16 protein-coding genes are annotated in these 14,479 nt (G+C 64.6%); 10 read left to right on the top strand and 6 right to left on the bottom strand.

Going from position 1 to position 14,479, the window contains the following annotated elements:
• The first annotated feature begins 6 nt into the window (after positions 1–6).
• The 6 genes from gspH to gspN are packed head-to-tail and all read left to right on the top strand — an operon-like array spanning position 7 to position 3,547.
• On the top strand, positions 7–474 hold the full coding sequence (gene gspH, locus QOS90_RS11645; RefSeq protein WP_256577367.1) for a type II secretion system minor pseudopilin GspH: 468 nt from the start codon (positions 7–9) through the stop codon (positions 472–474).
• On the top strand, positions 471–839 hold the full coding sequence (locus QOS90_RS11640) for a type II secretion system protein GspI (protein WP_085272704.1): 369 nt from the start codon (positions 471–473) through the stop codon (positions 837–839). Before gspH ends, QOS90_RS11640 begins: the two co-directional genes overlap by 4 nt.
• Entirely contained in the window at positions 836–1,426 is a 591-nt protein-coding gene (locus tag QOS90_RS11635) for a PulJ/GspJ family protein (protein WP_085272705.1), read from the top strand. Before QOS90_RS11640 ends, QOS90_RS11635 begins: the two co-directional genes overlap by 4 nt.
• Positions 1,423–2,508, top strand: a complete 1,086-nt coding sequence (gspL, locus tag QOS90_RS11630) for a type II secretion system protein GspL (RefSeq protein WP_085272706.1) — start codon at positions 1,423–1,425, stop codon at positions 2,506–2,508. The genes QOS90_RS11635 and gspL overlap by 4 nt, the downstream gene beginning before the upstream one ends.
• Positions 2,505–2,891, top strand: a complete 387-nt coding sequence (gene gspM / locus QOS90_RS11625) for a type II secretion system protein GspM (protein ID WP_085272707.1) — start codon at positions 2,505–2,507, stop codon at positions 2,889–2,891. The genes gspL and gspM overlap by 4 nt, the downstream gene beginning before the upstream one ends.
• Positions 2,888–3,547, top strand: a complete 660-nt coding sequence (gene gspN, locus QOS90_RS11620; protein ID WP_027595706.1) for a type II secretion system protein N — start codon at positions 2,888–2,890, stop codon at positions 3,545–3,547. The genes gspM and gspN overlap by 4 nt, the downstream gene beginning before the upstream one ends.
• Positions 3,548–3,880: 333 nt before the next feature.
• Here gspN and QOS90_RS11615 read toward each other — a convergent pair whose 3' ends face one another.
• The 6 genes from QOS90_RS11615 to QOS90_RS11590 form a co-directional block, all read right to left on the bottom strand.
• The gene (locus QOS90_RS11615; RefSeq protein ID WP_085272708.1) at positions 3,881–8,407 is read right to left on the bottom strand and encodes a hemagglutinin repeat-containing protein; all 4,527 of its coding nucleotides are present in this window, start codon (positions 8,405–8,407) and stop codon (positions 3,881–3,883) included.
• Between the two features lie 29 nt (positions 8,408–8,436).
• Entirely contained in the window at positions 8,437–10,104 is a 1,668-nt protein-coding gene (locus QOS90_RS11610; protein ID WP_085272709.1) for a ShlB/FhaC/HecB family hemolysin secretion/activation protein, read from the bottom strand.
• Between the two features lie 133 nt (positions 10,105–10,237).
• Positions 10,238–10,789 carry a GNAT family N-acetyltransferase gene (locus QOS90_RS11605; RefSeq protein WP_256215236.1) on the bottom strand — a complete coding sequence of 184 codons (552 nt, stop codon included), beginning with the start codon at positions 10,787–10,789 and terminating at the stop codon, positions 10,238–10,240.
• A gap of 43 nt (positions 10,790–10,832) precedes the next feature.
• The gene (locus QOS90_RS11600) at positions 10,833–11,228 is read right to left on the bottom strand and encodes a hypothetical protein (protein ID WP_027595709.1); all 396 of its coding nucleotides are present in this window, start codon (positions 11,226–11,228) and stop codon (positions 10,833–10,835) included.
• 88 nt (positions 11,229–11,316) lie between these two features.
• A complete protein-coding gene (locus QOS90_RS11595) occupies positions 11,317–11,871 on the bottom strand; it encodes a L,D-transpeptidase family protein (RefSeq protein WP_085272710.1) in 555 nt (184 codons plus the stop codon).
• Between the two features lie 18 nt (positions 11,872–11,889).
• Positions 11,890–12,441, bottom strand: a complete 552-nt coding sequence (locus QOS90_RS11590; RefSeq protein ID WP_027595711.1) for an NUDIX hydrolase — start codon at positions 12,439–12,441, stop codon at positions 11,890–11,892.
• A 125-nt stretch (positions 12,442–12,566) separates the two neighbouring features.
• Here QOS90_RS11590 and QOS90_RS11585 point away from each other — a divergent pair, with 125 nt between their 5' ends.
• The 4 genes from QOS90_RS11585 to QOS90_RS11570 all read left to right on the top strand — a co-directional run bounded on the left by QOS90_RS11585 (position 12,567) and on the right by QOS90_RS11570 (position 14,471).
• Positions 12,567–13,166: a CoA pyrophosphatase gene (locus tag QOS90_RS11585; RefSeq protein ID WP_027595712.1), complete on the top strand. Its 600-nt coding sequence runs from the start codon at positions 12,567–12,569 to the stop codon at positions 13,164–13,166.
• Positions 13,167–13,223: 57 nt separating this feature from the next.
• Positions 13,224–13,748 (top strand): gamma carbonic anhydrase family protein, encoded by a 525-nt coding sequence (locus QOS90_RS11580; protein WP_085272711.1) that lies wholly within the window; start codon positions 13,224–13,226, stop codon positions 13,746–13,748.
• Positions 13,738–13,941 carry a DUF1289 domain-containing protein gene (locus tag QOS90_RS11575; protein WP_085272712.1) on the top strand — a complete coding sequence of 68 codons (204 nt, stop codon included), beginning with the start codon at positions 13,738–13,740 and terminating at the stop codon, positions 13,939–13,941. The genes QOS90_RS11580 and QOS90_RS11575 overlap by 11 nt, the downstream gene beginning before the upstream one ends.
• A 62-nt stretch (positions 13,942–14,003) precedes the next feature.
• Complete coding sequence (locus QOS90_RS11570; protein ID WP_027595715.1) at positions 14,004–14,471, top strand: 7-cyano-7-deazaguanine/7-aminomethyl-7-deazaguanine transporter; 468 nt, start codon at positions 14,004–14,006, stop codon at positions 14,469–14,471.
• Positions 14,472–14,479: the final 8 nt, after the last annotated feature.

Below are 14,479 nucleotides of genomic sequence, written 5' to 3'. Positions count from 1 at the left end.
GCGGGCTTGCCCGCGAAGGGCCGCATAGCGGTCCCATTAGCCCATCAACAAGGCTTCAGCCTGATCGAACTGCTGGTGGTACTGGCCATCGCCGGCCTGATGACCGGGCTCGCCGTGGCGTCGCTCGACAGCGGCAAGGCCAGCGTCGATCAGGCCTTGCAGCGGCTGGCTGCACAGGTGCGCGTGCAGGCCGCCGAGGCACGGCATGCCGGCCAGTTACGCGGGCTGCGCTGGACCGGCCAGCGCCCGGAGTTCGTGCGGCGTGAACGCGATGGCTGGGTCGTCGAACCGGTCAGCCTGGGCGAGTGGCCCAAAGGCTTGCAGCCCGACTGGCCAGCCAGCCCGCAGCCGCGCATTCTGTTCACGCCGCAAGGTTGGGCGCAGCCGGGTTCGGTGCGCTGGCGCTGGGCCGAGGGCAGCCAGCAATGGGCCTGGAGCCGTGACGGCCGCCTGCAGACGGCGGCGCTGCCATGAGGCGCCAGCAGCGTGGTTTCACCCTGCTGGAAGTGACCGTGGCCCTGGCGATTGCCGCCGTGTTGGCGGTCATCACCAGCCAGGTCCTGCGCCAGCGCCTGGCCGTGCAGGACAACTTGCAACAGCACCGCCTTGGCCTGCTCTGCGCTCGCGAACTGCAAGCCCGTTTCACCGTCGAGCAGTACTGGCCGGCCCACAATCAGGTGGATGGGCAACTGAGCCAAGGCGGCCAGGTGTGCCATTGGCAGCTGAAACTGCGCCGCACTGGCGTGCGCGACCTGCGCAGGGGTGAACTGCTGCTGTTCGGCGACCGCGACCAGCGGCTGCCGCTTGGCCAATACAGTGTGTTTCTGGAGCGCCCATGAAGCGGCAGCAGGCAGGCCTGACCCTGATCGAACTGATGGTGGCCCTGGCCCTCACCGCGCTGCTCGGCGTCATGCTGGCAGCGTTGGTCAATGGCTGGCTGAAGGTGCGTGAGCGGTTGCAGGTGAGCAGCCAGGAGGCGTCGGTGCTGGATTTCTGCCTGGCCCTGGAGCGGCGCTTCGACAGCCCGGTCCTGCGCCGGGTGTATGACCAGCGATTGCCCTTGCCCGGCCGTTGGTTCGACTGGCAAGCGACGAGCGGCCAACTGCTGTGGGTGGCGGCGACAGGCTTGCCGGAGGCCGAAGGCGGGTCGCGTTTGCAGCGCCAACGTCTGCGCTTCGAGGCGCGTGAGCAACGCCTGCTACTGGAAACCTCGGCGGACCTGTATGCCGCCTCGGCGCCGCGCTGGGTGCTGCGTGAACAGCTAGGGCGGGTGAGCGCGATGAACATCCTTTACCACCAGGGTGGCCGCTGGCTGCCCTGGCCTTCCGACCAACCCGCGCACCCCGGCCGTGGCGTGCGCCTGGAATTGCAACGTGATGGAGCACCGTATGCCTGCACCTTCGTCCTTCCCTGGGGGCGCTCATGAACCTTGACTGGCGTCGACGCTCACCGGCTCGACCTTGGCTGTTGGTGCGTCCTGGCAGCCCTTGGGACTGGTCACTGGTCGAGGGCGGTGTCGCGCTACGCCAGGGGCAGGGCGAACCGCCGGCGAACCTGCAGGCACGGGTGGCGTTGATCGTGCCGGCCGAGCAGTGCAGCCATTTCCAGTTGCCCGCACCGCCAGGGCTCAAGCGTGAAGAATGGCCATTGCTGCTTGAAGACCGCTTGCTGCAAGGCGCGGATGAGGTGGTGTGCGGGTATTTGGGGCGTGAGGCCGGGCAAGTTCGGTTACTGGCGGTGGCGCGCGAGCGCCTGGACGATTGGCGCGGGCAATGCGCCGAGTGGGGGCTGACGGCCGAGCGCTGTTGGGCTGAATTCCAGTTGCTGCCGGCACCCGAGGCGGGGGCCGCCTGGTGGTGGCGCAAGCAAGACGGGGTCAGCCTGCTCAAGGGGCTGAGCGAAGACGCTGGCGAGCATTGGCTGGCCTGGCCTGAAGCCATGGGCGAGGTGCTGGTCGAACCCTGGCCGCAATTACGCAGGCTACCTCTGGAAGGCCAGTGGCCTGCAGCATTGGCAGCGCTGGACAGCTTGCCTGGCCTGTTCGAGCAGCGGCGGCGTCGCACGTTGGCGGGGCCGACGCGGCAGCAGTGCCAGCTCATGGCTGCCTGCCTGCTGTTGGCGTGCACCTGGGGCGGCGTGTGGGCGGCCCAGCAATGGCGCCAGGCCCAGCTCTGGCAAGCCCAGGTGATTGCCGTGACGGGTGAGCAGGCGGGCCCCAGGCAGGCTGCTCAGGCGCTCAAGCGCCTGCGTGAGGCCGGCTTGCAGCAGCAAGTGCGCCTGCGTCAGCTCGACGATTTACAAGGGCGCTTGCACGCCTGGCTGAGTGAGCATCCCGGCTGGCGCCTGCAAGCGGTGCGTTTTGATGGCCAGCGCTGGCATGTGCGGCTGGAGGGCGAGGGCGCCACACCTCCTTGGCGCGAGATGGCCAGTGCGGTGGGCGCTCAGGTGCAGGTGAGTGGCGGCGAGTCGTCGCCAACCGTGGTGTTCGACTTGGAGGTGGCGGCATGAGCACGGCGTGGATGCAGCGTCACCGTTTGCCGCTGGCCGTGTGCCTCATCGCGCTGCTGTCGAGCGTGCTGCTGCTACGTGAAGGCGTGGCGCAATGGCGTGCGCTGAGCCAATGGCAGGCGCTGGCGCAAATGGCAGTAGGTTTGCAGGGCGGTGCGACGCTGAACCTGGAGCGTCTGCGCCAGTCGGCTCAGGCGCGGCAGATCGAATTACTGGAGGTGGTCACGCAGGGCGAGGCTTGGCACCTGCGCGGTCAGGTGGGCGATGAGCAGGCCTTGCTGGGTTGGGTACGTGTGCTGCAGGCCGAAGGCGCGCAGCCCTTGCAGTGGGGGCTGGAGCAAGACACCCAGGGCATGCGCTTCGACCTGGTACTTCGGCCATGAGCCGGGGCGCAGTGGCGTGGTTGCTGCTGGTGTTCAGTGTGACCTTACTGGTGCAGTTGCCCGCCAGCTGGCTGGTGCGTGGCTTTGGGGTACCGGCCGGGGGTGTGAGCGGCAGCCTGTGGCAGGGGCAAGCGCAGCAGATCGGCCCGTTCGGGCCGTTGCAATGGACCTTACAGCCTTGGCGTTTGCAAGGGCAGGGCGCGCTGGGGTTTCAGGGACAGGCGTGGCACGTGCAGGTCCACGGTTGGCCCTGGCGCTGGGAGGGGGAAGTGCGCCCGTCAGCGGCACAGGTGACGGTAGCGGCGGCGTATCGTCTGGCCGGGCAGTGGCAGGGTTGGGTGCGTGTACAGGGTGCGTGGCGGCAGTGCCTGGCCAGCGATGGGCGCCTCACGGTTACGGACTTGGCGCTGAGTGAGCCCTGGTCGCTGGGGTTGGGGCAGGGCCGGGTCGAGGTGCAGTGCCGCGGGGGTTGGCACCTGTTGGGGCAGTTGCTGCAGCCAGGGCAGCATCAGCTCGACGTGGACGCCGATGTGCGGGGGCGACAGGCCCAGATCACCATCGCGCTGCAACCCGATGCTGCCCTGACCCCACTGCTGCGCGGCGCGCAGTGGCTGGGGCCGGAGGCAACGACAGGGCAGCGGCGAGTCCGTTGGTAACCACCCGGATCTGCGGTGAAACGCACCCCCCTGTAGGAGCAGCCTCGTGCTGCGAAGAAGCCGGTGACAACACACTAAATCTTCGCTGCTGCCACGGGCCTCTTCGCAGCACAAGGCTGCTCCTACCGGTGGGCGCAGTGGCTGGGGCTGGAGGCAACGACAGGGCAGCGGCGGGTCCGTTGGTAACCACCCGGACCTGCGGTGAAACGCACCCCCCTGTAGGAGCAGCCTCGTGCTGCGAAGAGGCCGGTGACAACACACCAAATCTTCGCTGCTGCCACGGGCCTCTTCGCAGCACAAGGCTGCTCCTACCAGGGTGCGGTGGGCGAGGGGTCAGTCCGCCTTGCCCTGGGTACTCGATACCCATTGCTCGCTGCGGTTATGCCCGCTGGTACGCAATACCCCAAGATCAAGCGCATTCTCGCCGTCAGCCGCGCCCTTGCCCTTGGTGAACTCAGCCACTGCTGTGCCCAGGTCCACCGGCGAGTTGGACACGTCAATCGACACATCGCGGCGGTAGTCGCTGCCACTCAGGGTCTCTTGGCTAATCGCATTGGCGCTCAGCTCGACATCACCCTTGGCCGACTGCAACCGCGCGCCGACCAAGTGAGCGTCGCCCGCAACCTTCAGCGCGATGCCTTCGCTGCCCTTGAGCGTGGTCTGCCTGGCCACGGTGTCGCGCTGTTGATGCGACAGGTCCAGGCGCAAGGTCGGTGAGAAACCAGGTTCGGCCTTGCTCAAGGCTGGGCCGGCCTTTTCGCCGACCTTGCTACCCAGCGGCCCTGCCAGCGCGGTGGCGGCGTTGGTGTAGCCTTGCGGGTTCTTTTCCTGGCTCAGGCGTGCGTCAGCTTTCACGGTCAGGCTATCGACGCTGTCCTTGCGGCTGGCAATGCGCAGATCGCCGCCGACCTCACCGGTAATACGCCCTGCCTCCAGGCTGGCACCTTCGATGCGTGTGTCGCCACGGCTGTGCAACTGGATACCCTCAGCGCGCAGCTGGCTGGCGTTCCAGGTCTGGTTGTCACGTTTGTCCAGGGCGACCTGTGCGCGGCCATGCAGACCACGGGTATCGGTATCCCCCTTGGCCATGTTGAAACCGGCCCCCGCGGTGATGTCGAGGTTGTCGCGTTGCTCCCGGTTGCTGGATGCTTCCACCCGCATGCCGCCCCCGGCGGCGTTGAGCACGATCTGTTCGGCTGAGGCGTGCAGCCCTTGCAGGTGCAAGGCGATGTCCTCGCGGGCACGGCTGCTCAGCGTCAGTGTGCCGGCGCTGTCGAAGCGGGCATCGACAGCCTGGCTGGCATCTTCGTTCTGCTTGCCGTGGTTGAAGTGCCCGCCGATGCCGCCCCCTTTCGTTGCGCCGGTCTTGACCGCAAGCTCCAGGCCGCCGCCCAGGTTGCTGCCCTTGGCCTGCTGGGTATCGCTGCCTGCAGTGACCTGCAAGCGGCCACCACTTTCCAGCAGGGTATCCCCGACCTTGGCGTCACGGCTGCCGATACGCGTCCCCTCCAGCTTCAGGTCGCCATCACTGCTCAGGTGAACATCGCCCTTGGCATCGATCTGCGCAACCTGGGCCTTGGTCTGCGCGCTGTCTTGCTGGTGGTGATCAAGGTAGCCGCGGGCGTCGACGCCAGTGCTGCCGGGGCGATTGCCAACCTTGGCCCAGGCGTTGCCGTCAAGCTGGCCTGCGGACTGGGTATTACGGTCATTGGCTTGGGACAACGACAAGGTGCCCCCACTGCGCATGGCCACGTTGCCTTCGCCACCGTCGATGCGCGTGCCTTCGTACAGGCCATCGCTGCCCAGCTGTACCTGGATGCCCTGTTGCCCATAGAGGCTTCCGGGCACGGCGGTACTGGCAGTGTCCTGTTTGCCCAGCGAGCCGCCCTTGCCGGCGGCGCGAACATTGAGGTCGTTGCCGCTGCTGGTGTCCACGCGGGCATCGCCGCCATAGGCCATGCGCTGCACGGTATCTACCTGAGTGTTCTCGGCTGCCCGCAGGGTGTGCTGCGAGGCGTCGATCAGCAGTTTCCCGGCGTTGGCCTTCCACGCGGTGCCCTGGTCATCGATGACACCGGCCTTGACCTCGACCGTTGCACCGGTCAGCTCACTCACCTGGGCCAAGCTGCGGCGCTGGTTCTCCAGGCGTTTGAGATGGTCCACGGTCATGTCGGCGCCGACGCTCGGGGCCGCCATCGCGTCTTCGGGCGAGGCTTGCTGAAAGCGCGCGGCCTCCTCACCGAGTACCAGGCGTTCGATGGGGCGGGTGAGGTCACGGTATTCCACGCTGGCACCGAGGCTGCCGGCCCAATTGTCTGTGACGCTTTCACGCTCATGGGTGTCCTGCACGGCACGGTTCTCGATGTGCTTGGCGGTGACCTTCAGTTGCTGGCCGGCATCGACGCGTGCGGCTTCGGTGAGCAAATGCTCGGCCTCCAGCTTCACCCCGGCGCTGGCCTTCAATTCGCTGCCTTGTACCGTGCTGTCGCGTTCGAGCTGAGTCTGGGTGTTGTGATGGCCTGCGAAGGCGCTGCCCAAACGATCGATACCCCCCGTCACTTTAACGCTGCCTCCGCTCTGGCTGTTCTTGCTGATGGACTCGCGCTCATTGCGGGTTGCACCCAAGGCGATGTGCTTGGCGGTCACGTTCAGGTCACCGGCGCTGGCCTGAACTTTGGAACCATTGACCTGCAAATGGGCATCGCTTTGCAGGCCTACCGAGGCGCCCTTGAGTTCGCTGGAGACTTGTGATGTTTCCTGTGTCGTACCGGTCGTGGTAGCGACCTGATAGCCCAGGCTGGCCTCGTACTGGCGCGAGTCCGGTTTGCCATCCTGCGCCTCTTCAGTCTGCTTGGCGCCGACACTGAGGCCACGCTGCTGGTGCCGGGTGTCGGTTTCGTTGCGCGACTGCGCGCTGTCGATCACCAGGTCGCCCTTGGCTTCTACCTGCAAGTGTTTGCCTGCTTCGACCTTTGCCCCGTGGATACGCAGTTCGTCGGCGCTGGCCAGGCGCAGGTTGCTGCTGGACGAGACGTCGCTGACCAGTACCTGGTCCTTGCGTGTGGTGTGCTTGCGGTCGCTGCCGATCAGGCCGAACAGTTTGCTGTCGCTCTGGTGATCGGTCGAGGTGCTGCTGCCGCGGTCGGCTTCGATCGCCAGCAGGCCGTTTTCGCTGTAGAGCACCGAGTCTTCCTTGCCATGCACCTTGCTGCCTTTGATGGTGACCTGGTCGGCCGTCATGTTCAGCTTGCCGTCCGTCGTCACACTGCTGCCAGCCACGACCTGCGCTTGGCTGTCATTGCCTTTGCGGTCGCCAAAGAAGGTGCCAGAGACCAGGTCGCCGCGGTAATTGCGTTGGGTGCCGCTTTCCTGCAAGGCCGTGGTCCCGACCTCGATGTGCCGGGCTTTGAATTGCATGTCGTTGTTCGCATGCAGCGTGCTGCCGTCAACCTTGAGGGCGTCGGCTGCTGTAAGTATCAGGCGCCCGGCATTCAACGTGCTGCCCCGGGCTGTTTCACGGGTTTGCTCGGTATCGCTGTCGCCGCGCCACAGGTCCTTGCGGTGGCGCACCTGTTCGGTGATGTGTTTGCTGTCGATACCCGCCACGATGTCCAAGTTGCCTGCACTGTCGACGTTCAACACACCCCCTGTACTCACGTCGGCGGCCAACAGGCGCATATCGGCACCCGATTGCAGCCGAACGTTGTCATGGCCGCGCAACTGCGTGCCCTGCTGTTGACGGTCGCGGGTGGTGCGCTCGCGGTTGTAGGTTTCGCGGGTGATGAAAAGGAACTTCTTGTTCCAGTTTTCGCGATCGTGCTGGGTGTTTTCCAGGCTGTCGGCGTCCAGGGTGAGCTTCTGGCCGGCCGTGACCACCACCTGTTGTGCCTGGCCATCGACGGCGCGCAGGGTCAGGTCGTCGGCGGCGCTGAGGGCAAGGGCGCCCCGTTCGCTGTGAAGTTCGGCGCGGGTGTCGGCCTTGCCGCTGATGTGCAGGCCACCGGCTGACTGGATGTCGATACCGTCGGTGGCATGCGCCTGAACGGGCCCCATGCGCACGCCCGCGCCCTCGGCGGTGCTCACCACGCGGATGCGCCCGGCGCGCATGGCCCCGAACAGGCTGGCATCGATACTGGCCGCTGTGCCGGGCAAGTGCTCGACCACCTGGCCGCTGGCCTGGTCGATGCGGTTGCGGCCCACCGTGACGTTCAGTTCACTGCCGGCCATGAGCAGCCCTTTGCTGTCTACCTGCGGCGCGATCAGGTCAAGCGCGCCGGTGCTGTTGCTCTGGCCACCGGGCAGTACCTGCAGGGCGCCGCTGGCATTGAGGGTGTCGAGGTACTTGAGTTGCTGGTCTTCGAATTCTGGGGTGCCGACCACGAAGCCCGCGCGCGTGGTGTTGATGAAGCTGCCCCCGTTGAGGGTGATGCCATTGGGGTTGGCCAGGATGTAATCGGCGGGGCGGCCGAAGATTTCCTGCGGCCCCTCGATCAGCGAGGCGTTGCGGCTGATCACTTCATTGAGAATGGTCGAGGCCGCCTGGCCCTGGAACTGCGGGTTGGCGGCCAGGGCACCGGCCAGTTGCGATTGGCCGGCCTGGGTGGCGTTGTTCAGCACCACGCCGGGGTTGCCGACGTTGTAGTCGAGGAACTGGTTGTGTGACAGGCCGCCGGCGTTGGGGGCGACAATGTCGATGACTGGCACACCATGGCCATTGTTGATGACCGGGGTGCCACCTGGGCCGGTAGCGGCTTCAAGGCCGCCCTGGGCCAGCACGCTGCTGGAGCCGAGCAGGGCGAGGAAGATGGCCCAACGCAAGGTATCCGGGCGGGTAGACGTGAACTGCGAGCGCGTTTGCATGGTCTCGTTCTCTTTTTTTGTGGGGTGAATCAGATGCTCAGGTTCCACTCCAGCACCCAGAAGCCCGGCTCCAGAAGCGCGCGGGGCAGGTCACTGGTGTACAAGGCGCGCTGGTAGTCGAGGCGCACGCGGCTGTCGGGCAAGCTCAATTCGATGCCGGCTGCCGCGCCTGCCAGGCGTTGAACGGGGCTGTCGCGAGCCAGCCGGGTCCAGCCCTGATCGAGGCCGGCATAGGGCCGCAGCTGCAGCGGTCCGGCCCAGGGCGGCGTCAGCGGATAACTGAAGGTGTTACGCCAGACGGCACTGCTGGCGCCGGAGTAAGTGCGCAGGCGGAACCCGCGCACAGCGGAATCATCGCTGGCCAGCAGTTGCTCGACGGCCGGCAGCCGGTCGCGGCTGTACTGCAGGCCCAGTTCGCTCTGCCAGCGCCAGGGCCGCTGCGCCGGGCCTTGGCGCAGGTGCAGCAGCGTGCCGCGGTACTTGTGAAAGTCCGGTCGTGGGCCCAGCGCACTGGGCGCTGAAGCGTCCGCGCCAAACCAGTCCACCCCTTGGGCGAACCCGAGGTAGCCGTGCCACAGGCCGCCTTCGAGCCACAGCAGGTTGATGCCGGCTTCCACCGTGGTCAGGGTGGGGCTCTGCAGGCTCACGGCCTTGCCGCCGGTGCGGTTGGTGAGCTGCTTGCGGTCCAGCCGGGCGCTGGCGCTGAGCATGCCCTGCTGGTTGCGCCATAGCACCCGCTCGGCGCTGAGCCCCAGAAAGCGGCTGTTGCCACTGCTGGTCTGGCGCCCTTGGGGGATGGGCGCGCGGTAGCTCAGTTGGCTGGCGCTGGCGGCGAAGGTCCACGGGCCGTACGGAATGCTGTAGTACGCCGTGACACCGTTGCTTCGCCCCGGCGCATCGATGACGGTCCTGGCCAACGACAGGCGCAGGTCGTCGTTCAGGCCAAGCGGGCTGTCCAGGCCAATGCCGAGGTTCAGGCGATGGCGGCCGGTCAGTTCGCTGCCACGGTTGTCCAGGCGGCTGTCCAGGTGCCAGCGCGAGGCGGTCTTGTGGGGCTGAACCACGACTCGGGTGCCGCCCTGCAGGGCGCCGGGCAGCAAGTCGACACTCAGTTCATAGGCACGCAGGCGGTTGAGTTGGTCGAGCCCTTGCTCCAGCGCCGGTAGGTATAGCGGCTGCCCCAGCACGTCAGGAAAAGCACCACGCAAGGAAAGCGGCAGGTCGGCACCAAGTTCGATCGACTCGACGAAGCCTTCGCTGATGAGGATGTCCAGCGGCGCGCCATCCTCGGGTGGCTGGCTCAGGTAAGGGCGGCTGGTGGGGTAGCCCGCCTGCACATAGCGCTGGGTGATGGCCTTGAGCAGCAGGTTGATGTCGACGATGCCCATGCAAGGCTGCATGAAGGGCCGCACGGTCGCTTCCAGTGCCGTGCCCGGCACCTGACGGTGGCCCGCCAGACGAGCACCGGTCACCGCCCAGCAGTGGCGGTCGACCGCCTGTAGGGCCTGGTTTTCGTCATCGCCTGGCGGGGCGGGGGCACGCTGCCAGCGCTCGAGCCGTTGTTGCTGTTCCAGCTGGCGCAACGTTTGCTGCTGGTCGCGCAACTGCTGGCTGGCCAGGTCGCCGGCCCAGGCCAGGGGGCTGGCCAGCCAGCAGGCAAGCAGGCTGCTGGCAATGATGCGTATTCGGTACGGCATTGAAGCACCCCGCAGATGACGTACGGATTTCGTATTCGTCTGCGTGGATGCTAAGAATTAAGTGATTCGCTTGGATGCAGTACGCCGCCTAAGCGGATGTCAGGCGGGTTCGTGGTTGAAGGTGCGAAAGCTCCTACACGATGAGGGGTTTGTAGGAAGCATGGAAGTGCAGCCATTGAGCCAGTCCCGTGCAGCGAGCGTTAGTTTTTAAGCTGCTCTTGGGGTCGCAGGCCTTGAATGATTGTCGCAGTCGATAGCAGCAGGCGGAGTGGGTTGTGTTTCGAGGGGATGAACATAGCTCCCGATAGTACTTGGCTGCCTGCTCATCTTTTGCGTCGACAACGATGAAGGCCACCCCGGAGTGTTTTGAAACCGTGTAGATACGACGGAAAAAGTCGGCCATTAGCCGCTGTCCAAGCCCCTTTCGCTGCATGCGCTGATCAACAGCCAGGCGACTCAGCATGGCTGCCGGCATGGGGTACCGAGGCATCTTCCTCGCCTGTTCTTCGCTCAGCTCATCGAGCGCTACTGAAGTATTCGCAAGGGTGTAGTAGCCAAGCAGCATCCCGTCCTCCAGGTACATGAAGGTGCGCGAGACATTGCGCTTTTCGTCCTGGCCGGCTTGCTGGGCTATGTAGGTATTCAGAGCGGGGTGGGGTAGAGCAGTCGAACGAAGTTCGATCAATCGTCTTATCAAACGCTACGGTGATGAATTCCATCGCAAGGCCTTAGCGCAAGGCAAGTAAGTTGCGAAGCGCTTCATTGGGCTCTGGAGGGTTATCGAGCAACTGATCAGCGATGTCGGCGTCCAGAACAGTCATGCCTTCCTGATCGAAGTTCAAAACCTCATCTTTGATTACTGAGCGAACAGCCAAGGCAGCAACCACCTTTTTGAGTTCGGCCAGTTCTTTTTCCATGTCGGACAAGTGTGGTGCACGGCTGGTACGCCCGCGCGAAGTGCCTGAGCTCAATACGCGGACGCTCAGGCTTTTTGTCGCATGCTCCTCAACTACTGCACCCGCATTGCGATAAGCCGTGACCATGCCACTCTTGCTGTGCAAGGCGATGACGCCTTTCTTGCCGGCAATTGGGAGGCGTGCTTTTGATTGCAATTGCTTGTTCACAGTGAGTCCCTCTGGGTATGCCGATCGTAGCACATACAGCTTGACACCGAGTTCCAAGCATTGATTACAAGTCGCTACAAGCGCCCTGTCAGGGGCGGATCTCGATCAATGTCCCGTCCTTGACCAGTTCCCAGACTTCCTGCATATCGCGGTTACGCATGGCAATGCAACCGTCCGTCCAGTCCAGGGTATGGAAGTACCACTCCGGGTATTCGTCGTTGATCGGCGTGCCATGGATCATGATCATGCTGCCGGCGCTTACGCCTTCACGGGTGGCGCGGGCGGCGTCGCTGATGTTCGGGTAGTTGATATGCATGGCCAGGTTGAAACGGTCGCTCTGCTTGCGCCAGTCCAACCAGTAGAGGCCCTCGGGGGTCTTCTTGTCGCCTTCGCGTTCCTTGGCGCCCTTGGGCTGCTTGCCCAGGGAAATCCGGTAGGTCTTCAGTGGCTCACCACGGCTGATCAGTTGCAGGCGGCGCTGGGACTTGATCACCAGCACCTTGTCGATGAGCGGCTGCATGGCGGCCTGCGATTGCGACTGCGCAGGCACCGGTGGCTGCGGCTTGCGAATGATGGTCTCGGTGAAGGCAGCCTGGGACACCGAGGTAACGCAAAGGCAGAAAAGGGCAAACAACCAGCGCATGAAGCAGCACCTGCAGGCTTAAGTAGTGGGCGAGACGTTCATCGGCGGCAGGTACTCATGGCCTATGGGGTAGTGCTGCCCGATGCGGTCGCGATAGTAGCATTCTAGTGTGCGTGTGACGGTGCGGAAAGCCAGCTCGTCCCACGGTATCTCATGTTGTTCGAACAATCGCACCTCCAGGCTCTCGATGCCCACATCAAAGCTTAGGTCGGCCAACTCGGCGCGGAAGAACACGTGTACCTGGTTGATGTGCGGCAGGTCGAACAACTGGTACAGGGCCATGGGCCCTACCTGGGCGCAGGCCTCCTCGACGGTTTCGCGACGGGCGGCCTGGTCGAGGGTTTCGCCGTTTTCCATGAACCCGGCGGGCAGGGTCCAGTAGCCGCGGCGTGGCTCGATGGCGCGCCGGCACAGCAGCACCTGGCTACCCCAGGTGGGCAGCACACCCGCGACGATGTTGGGGTTCTGGTAGTGAACGGTCTGGCAATACTCGCAGACATACCGCAGGCGGCTGTCGCCCTCGGGGATCCGCTGAACGACCGGTTGGCCGCATGCGCTGCAGAATTTCATGCTGTTCTTCCCTTTTGACTGGGCTATCTTGGCGCGCCGACGGGGCCGCCGCAAGCGCACGGGGCTTGGGTGCTTCGCGGCTTTGGTGCATCATGCAAGACAGGCCTTGGATACGAGAGTGCGCAATGCTGGACGAGCTTCTTCGCCGAATGAGCAACCATGAACCTGCATCACTGGAAACTGACCGAAGGTTTCCCGAAGCGGCGGTACTCTTGCCCATTACCCGCAGCGAAGCGCCCGAACTGGTTTTGACCCTGCGCGCCAAGGGGCTGTCGACCCATGGTGGCGAAGTCGCCTTCCCCGGTGGCCGCCGCGACCCCGAAGACCCGGACCTGGTGTTTACCGCCTTGCGCGAGGCCGAAGAAGAAATCGGCCTGCCCCCTGGGCTGGTGGAAGTGATCGGCCCGCTGAGCCCACTGATTTCGCTGCATGGCCTGAAAGTGACGCCATTCGTCGGGCTTATCCCCGATTACGTCGAATACCGCGCCAATGATGCGGAGATCGCGGCAGTATTCACCGTGCCGCTGGAATTTTTCCGCCAGGACCCGCGGGACCACACTCACCGTATCGATTACCAGGGCCGCAGTTGGTATGTGCCCAGCTACCGTTACGGCGAATACAAGATCTGGGGGTTGTCGGCGATCATGATCGTCGAGCTGGTCAACCTGCTGTATGACGCGGGTATCAGCTTGCATCAACCCCCGGAACGTTACATCGAGATCTGAGCGGGGCCCACCCTGCCGTTTGCCGCAAACCGCCGCCGTTTATCCTGAGGAGCGAGCATGAAATATCGCCTGGGCGACCTGCGGGTCGACAGCCATCCGACCAGTTGGATCGCGCCCAACGCCACCGTGATCGGCAACGTGCGCCTGCAGGCCCGTGCCAGTGTCTGGTTTGGCGCTGTATTGCGGGGTGACAATGAGCTGATCGACATCGGCGAAGACAGCAATGTCCAGGACGGCACGGTGATGCACACCGACATGGGTTCGCCGCTGACCCTGGGCAAGGGGGTGACGGTCGGCCATAACGCCATGCTGCATGGGTGCACGGTTGGCGATTACAGCCTGATCGGCATCAACGCGGTGATCCTCAATGGTGCGCGGATTGGCAAGCACTGCATCATCGGCGCCAATGCGCTTATCCCCGAGGGCAAGGAAATTCCCGACGGGTCGCTGGTGATGGGGTCGCCGGGCAAGGTGGTGCGCGAGCTCAGCGAGCAGCAGATGCGCTTGATCGAGGCCGGCGCCGCGCACTATGTGCACAACGCCCAGCGCTATGCCCGTGACTTGGTGGTGGATGATGAGTGAAGTGGTCAAGGCAGAGCGCCCGGTGGCGTCGCCGTGCGTGAGCATCTGCGCGCTGGACGAGCAGGACATCTGCACGGGGTGCCAACGTACGGTGGCCGAGATCGGGCGCTGGGGGCGCATGGATAACACTGAGCGCCGCGCCGTGCTGAAGCTTTGCCATGAGCGGGCAGTGGCTGCCGGGATGATTTTGTAGGCGCGGCTGCCGCTGACCCCAAAATCAAGTAACCTGTGCGGCTTGTCTGACGGTTACTGCTCATGTTCTATCTCATCGCCTATATCAGTAGCGTAGTGCTGATCAACTACGCCTTTTCCAGTGCCCCGCACCTGGACATCATCTGGTCTGCCTGGGGCGGTCTGGTGTTCATCCTGCGCGACATGGTCCAGACCCGTTTCGGGCATGGCGCCTTGGTCGCCATGCTGGTGGCCCTTGTTCTGTCGTATGTCACCTCGGAACCGGCCATCGCGCTGGCCAGCGCCACCGCCTTCTTCATCTCAGAGCTGATCGACTGGCTGGTGTTCAGCATCACCCGTCGGCCGCTGCGTGACCGCCTGTGGCTGAGCTCGGCGCTGAGCATCCCGGTCGATACCTTCATTTTCTTCGGCATGATCGGCGCCCTGACGCCGGCCGTGATCGGCACGGCAATGGCCTCGAAGTTCGCCGGTGTCACTGCCGTGTGGCTGGCCATGGCATTTCGCGCCCGGCGGGCTGCCGCGGTCGGTTGATGGTGTAG

The organism is Pseudomonas sp. LAIL14HWK12:I10, assembly GCF_900184205.1.
Classification (GTDB): domain Bacteria; phylum Pseudomonadota; class Gammaproteobacteria; order Pseudomonadales; family Pseudomonadaceae; genus Aquipseudomonas; species Aquipseudomonas kermanshahensis.
Note: the sequence above shows the minus strand (reverse complement) of the source record. Positions and strands in the feature narration are given on the sequence as shown.

What these genes read in the sequence shown, in the direction of transcription:
- QOS90_RS11640 (WP_085272704.1), top strand. Translation starts at nt 471, where the DNA reads ATGAGGCGCCAGCAGCGTGGTTTCACCCTGCTGGAAGTGACCGTGGCC.
- QOS90_RS11635 (WP_085272705.1), top strand. Translation starts at nt 836, where the DNA reads ATGAAGCGGCAGCAGGCAGGCCTGACCCTGATCGAACTGATGGTGGCC.
- gspL (WP_085272706.1), top strand. Translation starts at nt 1,423, where the DNA reads ATGAACCTTGACTGGCGTCGACGCTCACCGGCTCGACCTTGGCTGTTG.
- gspM (WP_085272707.1), top strand. Translation starts at nt 2,505, where the DNA reads ATGAGCACGGCGTGGATGCAGCGTCACCGTTTGCCGCTGGCCGTGTGC.
- gspN (WP_027595706.1), top strand. Translation starts at nt 2,888, where the DNA reads ATGAGCCGGGGCGCAGTGGCGTGGTTGCTGCTGGTGTTCAGTGTGACC.
- QOS90_RS11615 (WP_085272708.1), bottom strand. Translation starts at nt 8,407, where the DNA reads ATGCAAACGCGCTCGCAGTTCACGTCTACCCGCCCGGATACCTTGCGT.
- QOS90_RS11610 (WP_085272709.1), bottom strand. Translation starts at nt 10,104, where the DNA reads ATGCCGTACCGAATACGCATCATTGCCAGCAGCCTGCTTGCCTGCTGG.
- QOS90_RS11595 (WP_085272710.1), bottom strand. Translation starts at nt 11,871, where the DNA reads ATGCGCTGGTTGTTTGCCCTTTTCTGCCTTTGCGTTACCTCGGTGTCC.
- QOS90_RS11590 (WP_027595711.1), bottom strand. Translation starts at nt 12,441, where the DNA reads ATGAAATTCTGCAGCGCATGCGGCCAACCGGTCGTTCAGCGGATCCCC.
- QOS90_RS11585 (WP_027595712.1), top strand. Translation starts at nt 12,567, where the DNA reads ATGCTGGACGAGCTTCTTCGCCGAATGAGCAACCATGAACCTGCATCA.
- QOS90_RS11580 (WP_085272711.1), top strand. Translation starts at nt 13,224, where the DNA reads ATGAAATATCGCCTGGGCGACCTGCGGGTCGACAGCCATCCGACCAGT.
- QOS90_RS11575 (WP_085272712.1), top strand. Translation starts at nt 13,738, where the DNA reads ATGATGAGTGAAGTGGTCAAGGCAGAGCGCCCGGTGGCGTCGCCGTGC.
- QOS90_RS11570 (WP_027595715.1), top strand. Translation starts at nt 14,004, where the DNA reads ATGTTCTATCTCATCGCCTATATCAGTAGCGTAGTGCTGATCAACTAC.